A 17,062-nucleotide genomic window follows, 5' to 3' on the forward strand; every position below is an offset into this window, starting at 1 on the left:
CAGCGCGGTGCTTATTGCAGGGCCGACCGCCAGCGGCAAGTCGGCGCTGGCGCTGCTACTGGCCGAGAAGCTCGGCGGCGTCATCGTCAATGCCGATTCCATGCAGGTCTATCGCGACCTGCGCATCATCACCGCGCGGCCTTCGCCCGAGGACGAAGCGCGCGTGCCGCACCGGCTCTACGGCCATGTCGATGCGGCGGTGAACTATTCGACCGGGCAATGGCTGCGCGACGTGGGCGATGTGCTCGGCGAGCTTAAGCGCGCGGGCCGCCCGGCGATCCTGGTCGGCGGCACCGGGCTTTATTTCAAGGCGCTCACTGCCGGGCTCGCCGCGGTGCCGCCCATTCCGGTGGAGGTGCGTGAGCGCGTGCGTGGACGTTTGGCCGCCGAAGGCGCGCCGGCGCTGCATGATCCTTCGACTGCTCCCGCCTCTCGACGACACGAAACGACCGCCCGACGTCCGCCGCCGCTCCGGCCAGGAGAGCGACGAGGTCGGTCTCGCTCATGTGGTAGGAGCACGACGACGTCGCGAGGATCCCGCCCGGGCGCAGAAGCCGCATCGCGCGCAGGTTGATCTCCTTGTAGCCTCGTCGCGCTTCGGGGACGTCGGCGCGGCTCTTCGCGAACGCGGGCGGATCCAGGACGATCAGGTCGTACTTCTCGCCGCGCCGATCGCGGTCGCGCAGCTCGTCGAACGCGTTCCCCACGGCGAAGTTCAGGCCGGCCAGGCCGTTTCTCTGCGCGTTGGCTTGTGCCCGCGCGATCGCGTCGTGCGAGACGTCGATCACCTCCACCTCCCCTCCTCGCATCGCCGCGTGCAGCGCGAACAGCCCGTGGTAGCAGAACACGTCCAGCGTCCTGCCGCCGGAGTGCGCCGCGACCGCGAGTCGGTTCTCGCGCTGGTCGAGGTAAGCCCCGGTCTTCTGCCCCCGAAAGCAGTCCACGACGTACCGAACCGGACCTTCCTGCACCTCGATTTCGGGCGGAGTCGTTCCGCGGATCTGCCGAACCTCACGCGGCAACCCTTCGAGCTCTCGCACGGAGGGGTCGTTCCGCGCGAGAACCGACTCGAGGGACATCCTGGCCTCCAGGAGGTCGAGCACCGTGTCGAGCAGGCGCTCGGCGCCCGGGGTGAGGGCCTGGACGACGAGATGCGAGCCGTAGAGGTCGGCGACGAGACCCGGGAAACCATCGCTCTCGCCGAAGATCAGCCTGAGCGCCGTGCACCCGCTCGCGAACCGCTTCCGGTGCACGAGAGCGCCGTCGAGCCGCGAGCTCCAGAAATCCCGATCGGGCGGCACGTCGTCGCGACGGACCACGCGCAGGGCGATCTTCGACGCTCTCGAGTAGAACGCATATCCCAGAGGTGCGCCGCGAGCGGATAGGACGCGCACGAGTTCGCCGTGCCCGATCGCGGCCGGGGCCGCCACGTCGTCGCGAAACACCCAAGGGTGCCCCGCCTCGAGGCGCCGGACCCCGTGCGGAGCGACGCGGACCTCGAGGGGACGCTCGCGCTTCACGCCCACCCCTCCCGGGTGCTCCGACCGACGGGCAGGACCCGCAACGGTGCCTTCCTACTCCTCCTCGGCTTCCCCGGCTTCCTCGTCCGTGTCGCCGAGGGGGTCTTCCTCGAGGTCCCCGACCTCCTCGGTCTCCAACTCCTCTTCGAGTTCGGCTGCGGGGAGATCCTCGGGCTCCTCGTCCTCCCCCGCATCGGCGTCGATTCGGGTGGGATTCTGCGGGAGGAGCCCCTGCTCCTCCAGATCCTGGCAGCGGAGGCAGTAGCGGGCCCATGGGGCGACCTCGAGGCGCTTGCGGCTGATCTCTTCGGCGCACTGCTGGCAACGGCCGTATTCGCCCCGCTCGACGCGGTCGAGCGCCTCCTTCACGAGGAGGAGCTGCTTGCGGTCCATCTCGCTGAGCGACAGGAGGAACTCCTTCGCATAGGAGCTGACCGCATAGTCGATATAGTCCTCGGTCCCGCTGTCGGGATGGACCCTTCGGTCGCCCTTCGAGTCGTTGTAGGCCTGCATCAGCTCCCCCTGCCGCTCGAGCAGGAGCGCGCGGTAGCGCTCGAACTCCTTGCTCCTGGCGCGTCGCGCGGCCTTGGTGAGCCGAGCGGGAGCTGCCGGAGCCACTACGGCGGGCCTCGGCGCCGGAGGCTTCGGCGCGGCGGCCTTGGGCCCGGGAGGCCTCGGCGCGGCCGGCCTGGGTGAGGTGGGCTTCGGCGCCGCGGGCTTGGGCGCCGGTCGGGCCGTTGGGTGAGCGGCCTTTTTTGCCGCCTTCTCCTCGACGACATGGGTCCGGGAAGGGGCCTTTGCCGGGGCCTTGCGGGCGGCGGTCTTGACGGGCTTGGCGCTTCCGGACGACTTTCCCTTGCCGCTCTTGGTAGTCATGACCCTCTCCCACCATCGTTCTCAGGGGCGCCGTGGCTTGCGCGCCGCACACGGATTCGCGCCGACCGACCTGAGAAAAAAGCGGGTCAATATAGTCCCAGACCCCTCGAGCGTCAAGGAGCTTAGAGGCCAGCGTGCCGAAGGCGCGCCTGGGCCTAGGCGGTCCCCGACCCGGACGCCCCTCGCTCCGTCAGCGCCGCGTGGGCGGCCGCCAGCCGCGCGACCGGAACCCGGTAGGGGGAGCACGAGACGTAGTCCAAACCGACCCGGTGGAAGAAGCCCACGGACTCGGGATCGCCCCCGTGCTCCCCGCAGACCCCGACCTTGAGGCCGGCCCGGCCGCGCCGACCTTCCTCGACGGCCAGCCGCACCAGGCGCCCGACTCCCTCCTGGTCGACCCCCTGAAATGGATCGCGCTGCAGGATCCTCGCGTCCAGGTAGGCGCCGAGGAACTTCCCGACGTCGTCCCGGCTGAACCCGTAGGTCAATTGCGTGAGGTCGTTGGTGCCGAAGGAGAAGAACTCCGCCTCGCGGCCGATCTGCTCGGCGATCAGGCAGGCGCGCGGGATCTCGATCATCGTCCCGACGAGGAACGGCACCTTGGTCCCGCCCGCCTTCTTCTCGACCTCCGCCGCGATCGCCCGGATCCTGGCCGCGAGATCGGTGAACTCACGAACCGTCCCGATCAGCGGGAGCATCACCTCCGGAAGGACGCGGAGCCCCTTCTTGGCGCAGGCAGCCGCGGCCTCGAAGATCGCGCGGGCCTGCATGTCGTAGATCTCCGGGAAGGTGATCCCCAGCCGGCACCCGCGGTGACCGAGCATGGGATTGGTCTCGTGGAGCTGTTCCGCCTTCTCCTCGAGAGTCCTCGCCGGCACGCCCATCTCTCGCGCCAGCCGGCGGAACTGTTCCGCCTGCGTGGGAAGGAACTCGTGAAGCGGTGGGTCCAGGAGTCGGATCGTCACCGGCAGCCCATCCATCGCCTTGAAGATGCCGACGAAGTCCTTCCGCTGCATCGGGAGGAGCTTCGCCAGCGCCCTTTGGCGCTGCTTCAGATCGTCGGCGAGGATCATCTCGCGAACCGCCGCGATCCGGTCCTCCGCGAAGAACATGTGCTCCGTGCGGCAGAGGCCGATCCCTTCGGCGCCGAAGGCCCGGGCCACCGAGGCGTCGTGGGGCGTGTCCGCATTGGTGCGGACCTTGAGCCTTCGGAGCTCGTTCGCCCACTCCATGAGTCGTGCGTACCGCCGGAACAACGTGGAGCGCTCCGGCTTCAGCGTCTTCTCCAGGACCACCTGCTGGATCTCGGAGGGGTGGGTCTCAAGCTCGCCGGAGATCACTTCCCCGGTGGCACCGTCGATGGAGAGGATGTCTCCTTCCTTGAACGCCTTGCCGGCGGCGCGCAGGCGGCCCGCTCCGACGTCCACGACCAGCGCTTCGGCGCCGACGACGCAGGGCTTGCCCATGCCCCGCGCGACCACGGCCGCGTGGGACGTCATGCCTCCGCGGCTCGTGAGGATTCCCACCGCGGCCACCATCCCGGCCAGGTCCTCGGGGCTCGTCTCGGCCCGCACCAAGAGCACCTTCCTTCCCCGGGCGGCGAGCTCCACGGCCCGCTTCGCGGAGAACGCCACAGCGCCGGACGCGGCGCCGGGCCCCGCGGGCAGCCCCTTCGCGAGCACCCGCCCCGCCTTTCGCGCCTTCTCCTTGTCCTTGGCGTCGAAGATCGGAGCGAGGAGCTGGATCAGCATGTCGGGCTCCACCCGCTGTACGACGGCGTCGCGCTCGATCACTCCGGCTTCGTGGAGATCGAACGCGATGTTGAGCGCCGCGAGGCCGGTGCGCTTCCCGGTCCGGGTCTGCAGCATGTAGAGCCTGCCGCGCTCGATGGTGAACTCGATGTCCTGCATGTCCTTGTAGTGCGTTTCGAGCCGTCCGCGGATGGCGAGGAGCTGCGCGTAGCAGTCCGGGAGGAACTCCTCGAGCGAGAGCCCTTGACCGTCCGCCGCCTGCGCGCGGGAGATCGGTCGAGGGGTCCGGATGCCTGCGACCACGTCCTCGCCCTGCGCGTTGGGCAGGTACTCGCCGTAGAAAACGTTCTCGCCGGTGGCGGGGTTGCGCGTGAACGCCACGCCGGTGGCGCAGTCGTCGCCGAGGTTGCCGAAGACCATGCACTGCACGTTGACCGCCGTGCCGAGATCGTCCGCGATCCCGTACTGCCTGCGGTAGATGCGCGCACGCTCGTTCATCCAGCTACCGAACACCGCCGCGATCGCTCCCCACAGCTGCTTCCTGGGGTCGTCGGGGAACGGCGTCCCGGTGGCTTTCAGGACCTTCTCCTTGTACTTCCGTACCAGCCCGGCGAGATCGGCGGCGGTGAGCCCGGTGTCGTGCTCCACCCCCCGGCTCCTCTTGGCAGCCTGGAGCAGCGCCTCGAACCCGTGCTTGGGGACGCCGAGGACCACGTCGGAATACATCTGGATGAACCTGCGATAGGAGTCGAACGCGAAGCGCCGGTCCCCTCCGATGCGCGCGAGCCCTTCCACCGCGCGGTCGTTCAATCCCAGGTTCAGGATGGTGTCCATCATTCCGGGCATCGAGAACTTGGCGCCGGAGCGAACCGAGACCAGAAGCGGGTCGTTTTCGTCGCCGAAGCGTTTCCCCTGCACCGATTCCAGACGATCGAGGGCCGCGCGAACCTCGGCGTCGAGGCCGTCCGGGAGCCGGTTCCCTCCCTCGAAGTAGAGGTTGCACGCGCGCGTGGAGATCGTGAAGCCGGGAGGGACCGGGATCCCGAGGTTGGTCATCTCGGCGAGGTTCGCCCCCTTGCCGCCCAGGAGGCCCTTCATCCCGCTGTTCCCCTCGGCGCTCCCGTTCGCGAAGAAGTAGACGAGCTTTTCCATCATGATCTCCTGTCGGCCTCTCCGGGCAGCTCCCGAATGTCGAAGTACCGGATGAGCAGCGCCCCGAGCTTCGAGAGCAGCTCGTGCCGGTAGTACGTACCCGTCAGATCCTCTGCATCCACGACGAGAACCTGGTCGAAGAACCGGCTCACCGGCTGGACGAACTGCGCCAGTTGATCGAGCACGTCCGTGTAACGACGGCCATCCGCGGCTTCCTCGATCGTGGCGCACGCGCTGCCGAGACGTTCCTCGAGCGCCTCGGCCGCAGGATCCCAAGGGCCCCTGGGCCCCGGCGTCCACCCCCGGCTTCCGGCATCGAGTACGAGGTGTGACGTCTGTTTCGTGATGTTCCAGGTCCGCTTGGTCAGTTCGACGAGGCGACGAAAGTCCGAGCGATCCCGGACCGTTCGAACGGCGTCGAAACGCGCGAGGACGTCCGGGAAGGGACTCGCGCCGGTTTCCAAGTCGCCACGCACCTGCATGACGGAATTGACCTCGTTGACCGTGAATCCTCGCTCTCGAAGATGGTCGTTGAAACGCTGTTCGAGATAGCCGAACACCTCATCGCGCTGTTTGCGGCCGGTCGATTCGGCGCTCAGTTGCCAGAGATGATCCAGCGAGAGGGGCCAAGCCCGCTCGAAAGCGATTCGAAAGATGCCCGCAGTAGCGCGCCGTAGTCCGAACGGATCCCTGGAGCCAGTCGGCACCTCGCCAGCGCGAAGAAGTGAGGCCACCGTGTCGAGCTTGTCCGCGACCGAGACAATGGCACCGATCTCGCTCTCGGGGAGGCGATCGTCGGGGCCCTGAGGCCGATAGTGCTCGTAGACGGCGTCCGCGACCGCAGCGTTCTCTCGCTCGTGACGGAGCAGGAGACCGCCGACCACCCCCTGGAGCTCGGGGAACTCTCCCACGAGACCGGTGCCCAGGTCCGCCTTCGAGAGCTCCGCGGCGCGTCCCGCCGCCTCCACCGACGAAGCCGGCAGATCGAGCCGACGGGCCAAGGCCTCCGCGATTTGCCGAGTCCGACGGACCTTGTCGAGGTAGCTTCCGGCCTTCTTGTGGAACGCGACGACCTCGAGGGAAGGAACGCGCGAGGCCAGCGGACGCTTCCGATCCTCGACCCAGAAGAAGCGCGCGTCCTCGAGGCGGCCGACGACGACCCAGCCATTGCCCCGAGCCACGTGCCCCGCCGGGTCCCGGTCCGTGTTGGCGATCGCGAGGAACACCGGGAGCAGGCGCCCGTCCGATTGCACCGAGAACGCCTTCTGATGGTGGCGAAGCGTGGTCACGAGGATCTCGCGCGGAAGGTCGAGGAACGCCGGATCGAACCGCCCCGTGACGACTCCCGGCCACTCCACGAGGTCCACGACCTCCTCGAGGAGCGACTCGTCGTCGACGCATTGGCCCCCCGACGCCGAGGCGGCCTCGTTCAGGCGGAGGGTCAGAAGACGGCGCCGCTCGCCGGGGTCGGCAACGACGAACGCGGCGAGCAGCGCGGCCGCGTACAGATCGGGATGGCGCACCTCGACCGGGCCGGGCGCCAGGAAACGATGGCCGCCGGAGGCCGGGGCGGCCCTCACTCCGAAGATCTCGACCGGCAGCGCCTCGGATCCGTGGATCAAGAGGAGCCAGTGCACAGGACGAACCCAGCGGAACCGGCCGTCCCCCCATCTCATCGTCTTGGGGAACGGCATCCCCTCCACCGCCGGCGGCAGGGCTTCGCCCAGGATCTCCCCCAGGCTCTTCCCGCGTACCTGCCGGCGGAACCCGGCGTACTCCCCCTTCTCGGTCGTGATCCGAGCCAGGGTGGACGGCTCGATCCCCTGCTTCCGGGCGAACCCGATCGCGGCGCCGGTCGGCTCGCCGTTCGGGCCGAACGCGGCGCGCGCCGGTGGACCGAGGACCAGCTCTTCGCGGTCGGCCTGGCGCTCTTCCACGTCCTCCACCCGGACCGCCAGGCGACGGGAGCCACCCCAGACGCTCGTCGGACCGCGCTTCATCGCCGCCTGGTCGAGGATCGCCTCGATCCGCTGCCCGAGATCGCGGGCGGCGCCAGGAATCATCCGGGCGGGGATCTCCTCGCAACCGATCTCGAAGAGGAGCGGCGCGGTCACGGTGCCTCCGCGACCGGAGGGCGCGCGCCGTGGAGCAGCGGGAATCCCGCCGCTTCACGCTGCGCGACATACCTCTCCGCGGCACGGCAGGCCAGCCGCCGGATCCGCTGAATCGACGCCGCCCGCTCCGTGACCGAAAGCGCGCCTCTCGCATCCAGGACGTTGAACAGGTGCGAGCACTTGAGCGCCGCCTCGTACGCGGGTACCACGAGGGCGCCGTGCGCCGGCCCCGGCGCGCCTTCGGCTGGAGCGGCGAGCAGCCTCTGCGCCTCCGCCTCCCAGCGCGCGAACTGCTCCCTGAAGAACGGGACGTCGGCCTCGCGGAAGCTGTAGGCGGAGTGCTCGACCTCCTCCCGCCGTCTCACCTCGCCATAGGTGACCGTTTCGTTCCACGGAATGTCGAAGATGCTGCGGATGTCGTTCAGGAACATGCAGATCCGCTCGAGGCCGTAGGTCAGCTCGACCGAGACCGGGCGGAGATCGAACCCGCCGCTCTGCTGGAAGTAGGTGAACTGCGAGATTTCCATTCCGTCCATCATTACCTGCCAGCCCACCCCGGCGGCGCCCAGCGTGGGCGATTCCCAGTTGTCCTCCTCGAACCGGATGTCGTGCTCCAGGGGGAGAACCCCGAACGAGCGCAGCGAGTCGAGATAGAGATCCTGCACGTCCAGGGGAGCCGGCTTCAAAACCACCTGGAATTGGTAGTGCTTGTACACCCGCATCGGGTTCTCGCCGTAGCGCCCGTCCCCGGGGCGCCTCGACGGCTGGCAGTACGCGACGCGCCAGGGCTCCGGACCGAGCACGCGGAAGAACGTGTCGGGGTGCATCGTCCCCGCGCCGACCTCGAGGTCGTAAGGCTGCTGGAGCACGCAGCCCTGGCCCGCCCAGTAGGACTGGATCGCGAGGAGCAGATCCTGGAAGGTCATCGTCCGGTGCCCTCGCCGGGGCGATGCGCCGCCGCCGCCAGGTGACGGTAGGTCTTGAATCGGCGCTCCGCGAACGACTCGACGCCGCCGCGCAAGAGCGCCTCGAGGGCGCCTCCGGGGCGCGCGGCGCGCTCGAATCCGGCGAGGCCCGTCGGGGCGGTGCGCGCGGCGGCCGCGAGGAAGGCGAGATCCTCCCGGCCCAGAGAACGCCCGCCGCCCCCTTCTGCCCTGTCGCATGAGGAGCACCGGACGGCGCCTCCCCGAGCGACCGTTCTCGGCGATCCCTCCGCGAGCGCGCGCCCGCAGACGGGACAGGCGTCCAAGTCGGCCAGCACGCCGTGGAGCCTCAGGGTCCAATACTCGAAGTACCGGATCGCGGTCCACGGATCGAGCCCCTGCTCGATCGCGTCCAGAAGCGCGCCCAGGAGTCGGAATCCCTTGGGATCCGGCTGCCCCTCCCGCGCCATCGAGGCGGCGAGCTCCGCGAGCACCGCGCAGGCCGCCTGCCGGACCGGCTCGGACTGCATCGCCGCGTACGAGCGCGCGAGGTCGAGGGACTCGATCCGGTGCAGCTCGCGACCCTCTCGCTCCGTCCAGGCGGCGCGCACCCTCGTGAGCGGATCGAGAGCGCCGCCGAAACGGCGCCGGCTGCGCCGCGCCGAGGGGGCGACCCCGCGCACTCGCCCGGAATTCTCCGCCAGCAGGGTCACGATCACATCCGCCTCGCCCAGCACCTGCGTCCCGAGCACGTACGCGTCGTCGTTCCGCCGCCCCAAGATCTTCCCTCTCGCGTTCGCCGCTTCGCCACGCAAAGGACGGTGAATTCTATCAGAACGAGTCGCGCGGGGAGCTCGAGCACTCAGCTCAGGCCCAGCTCGTGCAGCGTGCGCTCGTCGTCCCGCCAGTCCGGCCGGGCGCGGACGTGGAGCCCGAGGTACACCCGCGCGTCGAGGAGCCGCTCGATGTCCGCCCGTGCTTCGGTGCCGATCGCCTTCAGGAGAGAGCCTCCCTTGCCGATCACGATCGCCTTCTGGGACTCCCGCTCGACCAGGATCGTCACCTCGATCTCGACGAGGCCGTCCGGACGGGTCTGCCAGCGGTCCATCAACACGGCGGTGACGTGCGGAATCTCCTGGCGGGTCCTCAGGAGGATCTTCTCCCGGATCCACTCGGCCGCCAGGAAGCGCTCGGGCTGGTCGGTCAGCACGTCGGCGGCGTAGAGCGGCGGGCCCTCGGGCAGGCGGGCCAGGATGCGCTCGAGCAGCAGATCGCATCCCTCACCCGTGAGCGCGGAGACGGGGACGGCCTCCTCGAGGCCCCAGTCCTCCACCAGGACCTTCATCATCGGGAGGAGCTTCGTCTTCTGCGGCAAGAGGTCGATCTTGTTGAGCACGGCGATGCGAGATCCCGGGAGGTGGCGGAGCAGGTCCGCGGCTCGCGCGTCCCCCGGGCCCGGCCCGAGCGACGCGTCCACGACCAGGACCACGAGGTCCACGTCCCGCAGGCTCTGGCGGGTGGTCTCCACCATGGCTCGGTTCATCCTGTGGCGCGGCTCGTGGAGACCCGGCGTGTCCGCGAACACCACCTGCCCGCGTCCCTCGAGGTGCAGCACGCCCACGATCCGGTGACGCGTGGTCTGCGAGACCGGTGAGACGGCCGCGAGCTTCTCACCGACGAGGCGGTTGAGCAGGGCGGACTTGCCGACGTTCGTCCACCCCGCGAGCGTCACCGTTCCCGCCCGGAGGCCTCCGCCTGCCGCATCCGCGCCGCTCACTTCGGACCCTCCCCCGCGCCGGCAGGCGGGGCCGCCTTCCGGAGTCGCACGCGGTACACCCTCCGCCGGTCGGACTCCAGCACCTCGATGGCGAGGCCGTGGGCCTCGAGCCTCTCCCCAGGCGGCGGCACCCGCCCGAGCGCCGCGATCACGAGGCCGCCCACGGTGTCGAATTCCCTCTCACCCACGTTCACCTCGAACAGAGGCTCGATCTCCCCCACGTGCGCGAGCCCGCTCACCAGCCACGAGCCGTCGGGAGCCGCCATGATCCGGGCCTCTTCCGGCTCGTGCTCCTCGCGGATCTCGCCGACGATCTCCTCCAGGAGGTCCTCGAGGGTGACGAGCCCGGCGAGCCCGCCGTACTCGTCGACCACCAGGGCCATGCGGGTCCTCGTCCGCATCTGGGTGAGCAGGTCCGCGGTGGACTGGGTTTCCGGAACGAAGAAGGCAGGGCGCAGAAAGGCGGTGACGGACGCTCCGTCCGCACCCTCGTCCGCTGCCTTCAGGACGTCGCGAACGTCGAGCACGCCCACCACGTTGTCCACGGTCCCGCGATAGACAGGGAGACGCGAGTGCCCGGTGCGGAGCAGGACCTTCCTCGCCTCGGCGACGGTGCCATCCGCGGGGAGCGCCTTGATGTCGGTCCGCGGGGTCATGATCTCGCGGACCCGGGTGTCGCCGAGGTCCACGATCCCGCGGACCATCCGGCTCTCGCCCGCCTCGAGGATCCCGTCGCGCTCCCCGACCTCGAGGAACGCCTCGACCTCGCCGTCGTTCTCCTCGGTCTCGGATTCCCCCCGGCCGGCGCCGGCGGTGAAGCGCTTCGCCAGACTTTCCATCGGCTTCGCCGCGGGGAAGAACAGAGCGTGGATCGGCGGCACCAGGAACGCGGTGGCTCGCACGGCGGCGCGGGGGGCGCGAAGGGCGAGCGTTCGCGCGGCCAGCCCCTCGAGGAGCAGCACGCCCACGACGATCCCGCCCGCGAGCCCCAGGGCCCAAGGGTGGGACCATCCCGCGGCCCGCGCGCCGAACGCGAGGGAGACGCTCGCGCCGAGCAGGCAAGTCTCGCGCGCCGCGTGGAGGGAGATCCGCCGGGCCGAGAGGCCATTGCGGACATCCTCGAGGAGGCGGAGACGCGGGTCCTCGGCAGCAAGGCGCCGCACGGCCACGCGGCTCAGGCTCGAGACCGCCAGCAGGAGCACGGCGATCGCGAGCTCGGCGAGGAACAGCGCGGTGGCGAGGCCGAGCGCGGCAACGATCGCGCCGGCCGACTCGGAGCCGGTCACGCCGCCCCCCGGGATCGATCCCCGAGGAGCTTCAGGGCCAGCCGCCTCTCCATTCGCGCCATCCGTCCGCGATCCGTCTCGTGATCGTGGCCGAGAAGATGAAGGTACCCGTGCATCGCCAGGATCTTGAGCTCGCGGCCGAGCGTGTGTCCCGCCTCGCGGGCCTGGCGCGCGGCCCGCGGAACCGACAACGCGATGTCTCCGAGCTCGAGACGCCCCTCGGGATCGCGGACGCCGCCGCCGGGAAACGCCAGGACGTCGGTGGTAGCGCGCCGCCCCCGGTAGACCCGATTGAGGTCGCGCATCGCTCCGTCCGAGAGGAGGCAGAGCACCACGCGCCCACCCGGCGGCGGAGGGACTTCCTCGATCAGACGCTCCATGAACGACGCGAGGGCGCGGATGCCCGGCGTTCTCGCACGTCGCCGGTTCACCACCTCGACCTCGATGAGGGGGGGGCGTGCGGCGAGGCCGGCGCTCGTCCGGCCCCTGGCCTTCGGGCTCACCGCGAGGCACTCCGCGCGGCGCGCCGGTCCTGCGCGGCACCGCCGGTTCGGCCGTTGGGCCGTGGTCGGCCGAACTCGAACCCGGGATAGTCGACGCGGTGGTGATACATGCTGGTCAGCGTCCGCAGGAACGCCTGCTCGATCCTCTCGAGGTCCGCGAAGGTCAGATCGCACTCGTCCAGCTGCCCGTCGAGGACGATGGCGCTGGTGATCTTGTGGATCAGCTCCCCGAGCCGTCCCGGCGTCGGCTCGTCCAGGGTCCGCGCCGCGGCTTCCACGCCGTCCGCCAGCATGAAGATCGCGGTCTCCTTCGTCTGCGGCTTGGGGCCGGGGTATCGGAAGTCCGCCTCCGACACCGGTCCCAGCGACGGATCCGCCGTCTTGCGGGCCTTGTCGTAGAAATACGTCATCAGCCTCGTCCCGTGGTGCTGCGGGACGACGTCCACGATCTGCTGCGGGAGGCCCGCCTCCCTCGCGAGGCGGATCCCGTCCTTGACGTGGGCGGTGATGATCAGTGCGGACATCGAGGGCGAGAGCCGGTCGTGTGGGTTCGTGCCGTGCTGGTTCTCCACGAAGTACTCCGGTTTCCGGATCTTGCCGATGTCGTGATAGAACGCGGCCACCCGGCAGTACAGCGCGTTCGCCCCGATGGTCCTCGCCGCGTCCTCCGCCAGCGTCGCGAGCACGAGGCTGTGGTTGTAGGAGCCCGGGGCCTTGACCGCGAACTCGGCCAGGAGCGGTTGGTTGAGGTTGGACAGCTCCAGGAGGCGGATGTCGGTGAGCACCTTGAAGAGCCCCTCGAGCAGCGGCAGGGCGAACGAGACGAACAGCCCCGTGCCGACCGCTCCCCCCACGAACGCGAGGCCGGCCTCGTAGACACCGCGCGAGATGGGGGCCAGCCCGTCCCTCACCGCCGCCACGGCCAGAGCGGACGCGGCGCCGGCCACTCCCGCCACGAGTCCGGCGCGAAGGAGCGCTGCGCGCTCGCGGTAGGTCGCGATCGCGTAGATCCCCGCCCACTGGACCAGGAGGGCCCAGGTCATCGCGAACGTGTTCCAGCCGTTCATTGCGGCGAAGAGGAGGGCGGTGAAACCGGAGTAGACCATCGAGATCCGGCCGGTGGCGAGGAGCGCTACCAGGATCGATCCCCCGGCCAGCGGGATGAGGTAGGTGTAGCTCGACGGGTCGTTGAACGGGGGGGACAGGTTGTCGACCAGTCCCTTCGCGATCCAGATCATCGCGCGCGACAGGAGGAGCATCGAGAGCAGCACGAGGGCCAACAGCGCGTGGAGGTGCTGGACCCTCTTGAACGCGCGCTGGTGGTAGCGGGTGTAGCGGCGGAGGAAGAACGCGAGGAGCGAGGCGATGAACACCGTTCCGGCGAGACCGGGCAGGCCGACGCGACCTCGCGGTCCGCCTCGGGCGGCCTCGATCCTGAGGAGGGTCTCCACCGCCACCTTCTCGCCGGCCCGCGCCACCACGGTGCCCGCCGGCACGGTGCGGACCACCGGCGGGACGGCGGCCGAGGCCGCATCACGCTTCAGGGCGGTGGCCTCGGGATCGTAGGCCACGTTCACGTCCACGAATGCCGCGACGAGGTTCGCCAGCGTCTCCCGCGAGTCCGGGGGAAACGCGCGGCTAGCCTCGACGGCCGCCCGAGCGCGTCGTCTCGCCTCGTCGAGATCCAGCACCGACCCCGCTTCCGACAGCCGCTCCTCGCTTCCTCCGGGGGCGTGCACGAGCAGCACCCCCGGCGAGCTCGCGAGCAGCGCCTTGTTCGCGACGATCGGGTTCTCCATCACCCCTCGGAGGATCCCGGCGAGGTCTCGTTCCACTTCCGCGGAGAATCCCAGGCGCAGGAGGGCGTCGATCTCGGCGTCCCGCATCATTCCGGGCAACGCCTTTCGCGCCGTCGCCGCGCCCCGGGCCCTCCCCTCGCTCTCACCGCTCCCGAGCGCCTGCCGCCCCGAGTCGAACAGCGAGCGCACCTTCTCGGCGAGACGGTCGCCTCGCGCCCGGTCGTGGAGGTAGACGTCCGGGACCGCCTCGGCCGCCTCCCGTCGGCGTGCCTCGGTCTCGCGCGCATCGGGTATTCCGCTCTCCTTCCGCGCGACCACGTCGTGGTCCAAAACCGCCCCCAGGGCGGGAAGGCGCTCGGAGGTCGGAGATCCGAGGGCCAGGAGCGCGGTGACGACGCCGACGAGCAGGACGCTCCAGAGCAGGTCCGCCGCGAGGAGCCGATCGGCCGCCTCCCGTGCCGCGGCGCGGAGCCGGGCCGGCAGGCTGAGCCTCCGGCGCGCCGGCACCGCCGGCTCGCGTCCGGCCCGCGCCTTCGGGGACGCCGACTCCTCGCTCACCTTTCGCCTTCCGGCGGCGCGACGCCGTTCCGGCTGGGCCGCGGGTCGCGTCGAGACGTGGCGCGCCGATCGTAGGCCACGATGATCTGCTGCACCAGAGGATGGCGGACGACGTCGGTCTCGTCGAAGTGGACGAATTCGATTCCGGAGATTCCCGACAACACGTCGCGCGCCTCGACCAGGCCCGAGGTCCTTTCGGCGGGGAGATCGATCTGCGTGACGTCGCCGGTCACCACCGCCTTGGAATCGAACCCGATTCGGGTCAGGAACATCTTCATCTGCTCCGAGGTGGTGTTCTGCCCCTCGTCCAGGATGACGAAAGAGTCGTTCAGCGTCCTGCCCCGCATGAACGCGAGAGGGGCGATCTCGATGATGCCGCGGTCGAGGAGGCTCTCGATCCTGTCGGGCTCGAGCATGTCGTAGAGAGCGTCGTAGAGGGGCCTCAGGTACGGATCCACCTTGGCGGCGATGTCCCCCGGTAGGAATCCCAGCCGTTCCCCGGCCTCCACCGCGGGCCTCGCGAGGATGATCCTCTGGACGCGCTTCTCGTGGAGCAGGGTGATGGCCATCGCGACGGCCAGATAGGTCTTCCCCGTTCCCGCCGGACCGATGGCGATCACCAAGTCGTTGTCCCGGATCGCGTCGAGGTAGCGGCGCTGGTTGGCGGACTTCGGCACCACGGTCTTCTTGCTGGACGGCTTGAGGCGCGCGTGGACGAAGTGGTCGGCGAGGCGGACGCCGGGGTCCCGCTCCAGCAGCCCGATGGCCGTCCTGACGTCCTCGCGCCGGAGCGCGAGGCCTCGCTCGCGAAGCGCCGCGAGCTGATTCAGGAGCCCCTCCACCCGCTCCTCCCGGCCGGTGGCCCCCTCTCCGCCTCCGTCCACCGTCACTCGATCGCCGCGAACGGACAATCGAACGCCGAAGCGCTCCTCGATCAGGCGCAGCGTCTCGTCGAGACTACCCACCAGACCCTCGAGGACCGTCGCATCGAGGATGATCGTTCTCATGTCAAGGCCGCCGGGCCCCTTCCGCGGGCTCCCCGGACCCCGGCGTCCCTGCCTTCGCCGCGGCGCGGGCCCGCTCGGCGGCCTCGGCGGCGTCGCGGGCGAGGAGGGTCGCCCGGGGGTAAGCGCAGGCGTCGCCGCTCATCCGCCGCGCCTCGGCCAACGCGCGCTCCGCCGCGCTGAGCTCCACGGACGTCCCGCCGCCCGCCTCCGCCTCCCTCGCCCGCTCGACGGCCGACTCCGCTGCGTCGAGCGCGCTCTTCGCGGCGTCCAAGGCGAGGTTTCTCTCGGCCTCGACCCGCGCGGAAAGCGCCAGGACGTCGGGCAGGATCGGGCCGGCGGCGCTCCGGGCCCTCGCGCACTTCCTCGCGTCCGCAAGTCGGTTCATCTCGTCGATCCGGACCTCAATGGCGGCGACGTCCCGCGGAGCGTAGAGCGTGGCGCAAGCGTCCTTCGCGCGGAGCAGCGCGAGGTTGACTTCCACGATGGGGCCGGGCGGCCGGTGGCAGCACGCGGCGTCGGAGAGGGAGAGCACCGCGGATGCGACGAGCCCGACGATCTCGTGCGATGCACTGCGAGGCATGCGCACCCGCCCCTCCTCGACTCCCGCGGCACGCTATAGCACAAGCCGTTCACGAGGGTCAACGCGGCGCGGGAGGGGGGATCACCCACGCTCGTCCACGCTCAGGTGCAGCTCCCGGAGCTGGCCCGGATCCACCGGCGCCGGCGACGCCGTCATCAGGCACGACGCGCTCGTGGTCTTGGGAAAGGCGATCACGTCGCGGATCGCCTCGACGCCGGCCATCATCGCGGCCAGGCGGTCGAGGCCGAAGGCGATGCCGCCATGCGGCGGGGCGCCGTATTGCAGCGCATCGAGCAGAAAGCCGAACTTGGCGCGCTGCTCCTCGGGCGAGATCTTCAATGCCTGGAACACCCGCTGCTGCACTTCCGGACGGTGAATGCGCACCGATCCGCCGCCGATTTCCCAGCCGTTCAAGACCACGTCGTAGGCCTTGGCGTAGGCGCGCTCAGGCGCCGACTCGATGAACTGCTCGTCGCCGTCCTTCGGGCTCGTGAAGGGGTGATGGCGCGCCTTCCATTGCTTCGATTCCTCGTCGAACTCGAACATCGGAAAGTCGACCACCCACAGCGGCCGCCAGCCCTGCTCGGCGAAGCCGCGCTGGTGGCCGACTCGCTGCCTGAGCGCACCCATGTAGTCGTTGGCGAGCACCGCCTTGTCGGCGCCGAAGAAGATCAGGTCGCCGTCGGCGGCGCCCGTGCGCTCGAGGATCGCGGCGAGCGCCTTGGCGTGCAGGTTCTTGACGATCGGCGACTGCAGTCCTTCGGCGCCCTTGGCGCGTTCGTTGACCTTGATCCAGGCGAGGCCCTTGGCGCCGAGGTTCTTCACGAACTCGGTGTAGCCGTCGATCTCGCCGCGCGTCAGCGTCCCGCCGCCGGGAATGCGCAGGCCCACCACGCGTCCGCCGGTCTGGTTTGCCGGAGCCGAGAACACCTTGAAGTCGACGTCCTTCATGACCTCGGTGAGCTCGGTGAGCTTGAGCGTCACGCGCAGGTCGGCCAAGCCGCGCGGCCGGTACAACGTGCAGGTGTGCCGCAATATCTGCTGCATGCTGCGCGGGTCCGACGAGATCAGCGCGCACGTCAAGCAGCGCCTCGGCATTCCTCACAAGGGCACCACGGCGGATGGAATGTTCTCGTTCGAAGAGGTGGAGTGCATCGGCGCTTGCAGTTGGGCGCCGGCCATGCAGGTGAACTACGACTTTCATGAAAAGCTGACG

General features: G+C 69.9%; 14 protein-coding genes and 1 pseudogene. 2 read left to right on the forward strand and 13 right to left on the reverse strand.

The window, feature by feature from the left end:
- Nucleotides 1–7: 7 nt before the first annotated feature.
- A pseudogene (locus LAO51_15935) lies at nt 8–409 on the forward strand ((d)CMP kinase).
- On the opposite strand, the gene LAO51_15940 reads toward LAO51_15935, so the two are convergent.
- The 13 genes from LAO51_15940 to LAO51_16000 form a co-directional block, all read right to left on the reverse strand.
- Nucleotides 315–1,520, reverse strand: coding sequence for a class I SAM-dependent rRNA methyltransferase (locus tag LAO51_15940; GenBank protein MBZ5640236.1), 1,206 nt, complete (start codon nt 1,518–1,520; stop codon nt 315–317). The pseudogene LAO51_15935 and the gene LAO51_15940 sit on opposite strands and share 95 nt — an antisense overlap.
- Before the next feature lie 54 nt (nt 1,521–1,574).
- Nucleotides 1,575–2,396, reverse strand: coding sequence for a TraR/DksA C4-type zinc finger protein (locus LAO51_15945; protein ID MBZ5640237.1), 822 nt, complete (start codon nt 2,394–2,396; stop codon nt 1,575–1,577).
- 155 nt (nt 2,397–2,551) lie between these two features.
- On the reverse strand, nt 2,552–5,302 hold the full coding sequence (gene ppdK, locus LAO51_15950; protein MBZ5640238.1) for a pyruvate, phosphate dikinase: 2,751 nt from the start codon (nt 5,300–5,302) through the stop codon (nt 2,552–2,554).
- Nucleotides 5,299–7,413 carry a glycine--tRNA ligase subunit beta gene (gene glyS, locus LAO51_15955; GenBank protein ID MBZ5640239.1) on the reverse strand — a complete coding sequence of 705 codons (2,115 nt, stop codon included), beginning with the start codon at nt 7,411–7,413 and terminating at the stop codon, nt 5,299–5,301. Before glyS ends, ppdK begins: the two co-directional genes overlap by 4 nt.
- Entirely contained in the window at nt 7,410–8,339 is a 930-nt protein-coding gene (locus tag LAO51_15960) for a glycine--tRNA ligase subunit alpha (protein MBZ5640240.1), read from the reverse strand. Before LAO51_15960 ends, glyS begins: the two co-directional genes overlap by 4 nt.
- Nucleotides 8,336–9,115, reverse strand: a complete 780-nt coding sequence (gene recO, locus LAO51_15965; GenBank protein ID MBZ5640241.1) for a DNA repair protein RecO — start codon at nt 9,113–9,115, stop codon at nt 8,336–8,338. The genes LAO51_15960 and recO overlap by 4 nt, the downstream gene beginning before the upstream one ends.
- Nucleotides 9,116–9,198: 83 nt before the next feature.
- A complete protein-coding gene (era, locus tag LAO51_15970) occupies nt 9,199–10,113 on the reverse strand; it encodes a GTPase Era (GenBank protein MBZ5640242.1) in 915 nt (304 codons plus the stop codon).
- On the reverse strand, nt 10,110–11,399 hold the full coding sequence (locus LAO51_15975) for a hemolysin family protein (GenBank protein ID MBZ5640243.1): 1,290 nt from the start codon (nt 11,397–11,399) through the stop codon (nt 10,110–10,112). The genes era and LAO51_15975 overlap by 4 nt, the downstream gene beginning before the upstream one ends.
- Nucleotides 11,396–11,779 (reverse strand): rRNA maturation RNase YbeY, encoded by a 384-nt coding sequence (gene ybeY, locus LAO51_15980; protein ID MBZ5640244.1) that lies wholly within the window; start codon nt 11,777–11,779, stop codon nt 11,396–11,398. Before ybeY ends, LAO51_15975 begins: the two co-directional genes overlap by 4 nt.
- A gap of 119 nt (nt 11,780–11,898) precedes the next feature.
- Complete coding sequence (locus LAO51_15985; GenBank protein ID MBZ5640245.1) at nt 11,899–14,259, reverse strand: HDIG domain-containing protein; 2,361 nt, start codon at nt 14,257–14,259, stop codon at nt 11,899–11,901.
- A complete protein-coding gene (locus tag LAO51_15990; protein ID MBZ5640246.1) occupies nt 14,256–15,266 on the reverse strand; it encodes a PhoH family protein in 1,011 nt (336 codons plus the stop codon). The genes LAO51_15985 and LAO51_15990 overlap by 4 nt, the downstream gene beginning before the upstream one ends.
- Before the next feature lies 1 nt (nt 15,267).
- A complete protein-coding gene (locus LAO51_15995) occupies nt 15,268–15,846 on the reverse strand; it encodes a hypothetical protein (GenBank protein ID MBZ5640247.1) in 579 nt (192 codons plus the stop codon).
- 81 nt (nt 15,847–15,927) lie between these two features.
- A complete protein-coding gene (locus tag LAO51_16000; protein ID MBZ5640248.1) occupies nt 15,928–16,830 on the reverse strand; it encodes a hypothetical protein in 903 nt (300 codons plus the stop codon).
- On the opposite strand from LAO51_16000, the gene LAO51_16005 reads away from it, so the two are divergent.
- A partial coding sequence (locus LAO51_16005; protein MBZ5640249.1) for an NAD(P)H-dependent oxidoreductase subunit E occupies nt 16,724–17,062 on the forward strand: 339 nt, incomplete at its 3' end. The two genes, LAO51_16000 and LAO51_16005, sit on opposite strands and share 107 nt — an antisense overlap.

This window comes from Terriglobia bacterium, from assembly GCA_020073205.1.
GTDB lineage: Bacteria > Acidobacteriota > Polarisedimenticolia > Polarisedimenticolales > JAIQFR01 > JAIQFR01.

What these genes read in the sequence shown, in the direction of transcription:
- LAO51_15960 (MBZ5640240.1), bottom strand. Translation starts at nt 8,339, where the DNA reads ATGACCTTCCAGGATCTGCTCCTCGCGATCCAGTCCTACTGGGCGGGC.
- LAO51_15990 (MBZ5640246.1), bottom strand. Translation starts at nt 15,266, where the DNA reads ATGAGAACGATCATCCTCGATGCGACGGTCCTCGAGGGTCTGGTGGGT.
- LAO51_15995 (MBZ5640247.1), bottom strand. Translation starts at nt 15,846, where the DNA reads ATGCCTCGCAGTGCATCGCACGAGATCGTCGGGCTCGTCGCATCCGCG.
- ppdK (MBZ5640238.1), bottom strand. Translation starts at nt 5,302, where the DNA reads ATGATGGAAAAGCTCGTCTACTTCTTCGCGAACGGGAGCGCCGAGGGG.
- LAO51_15945 (MBZ5640237.1), bottom strand. Translation starts at nt 2,396, where the DNA reads ATGACTACCAAGAGCGGCAAGGGAAAGTCGTCCGGAAGCGCCAAGCCC.
- ybeY (MBZ5640244.1), bottom strand. Translation starts at nt 11,779, where the DNA reads ATGGAGCGTCTGATCGAGGAAGTCCCTCCGCCGCCGGGTGGGCGCGTG.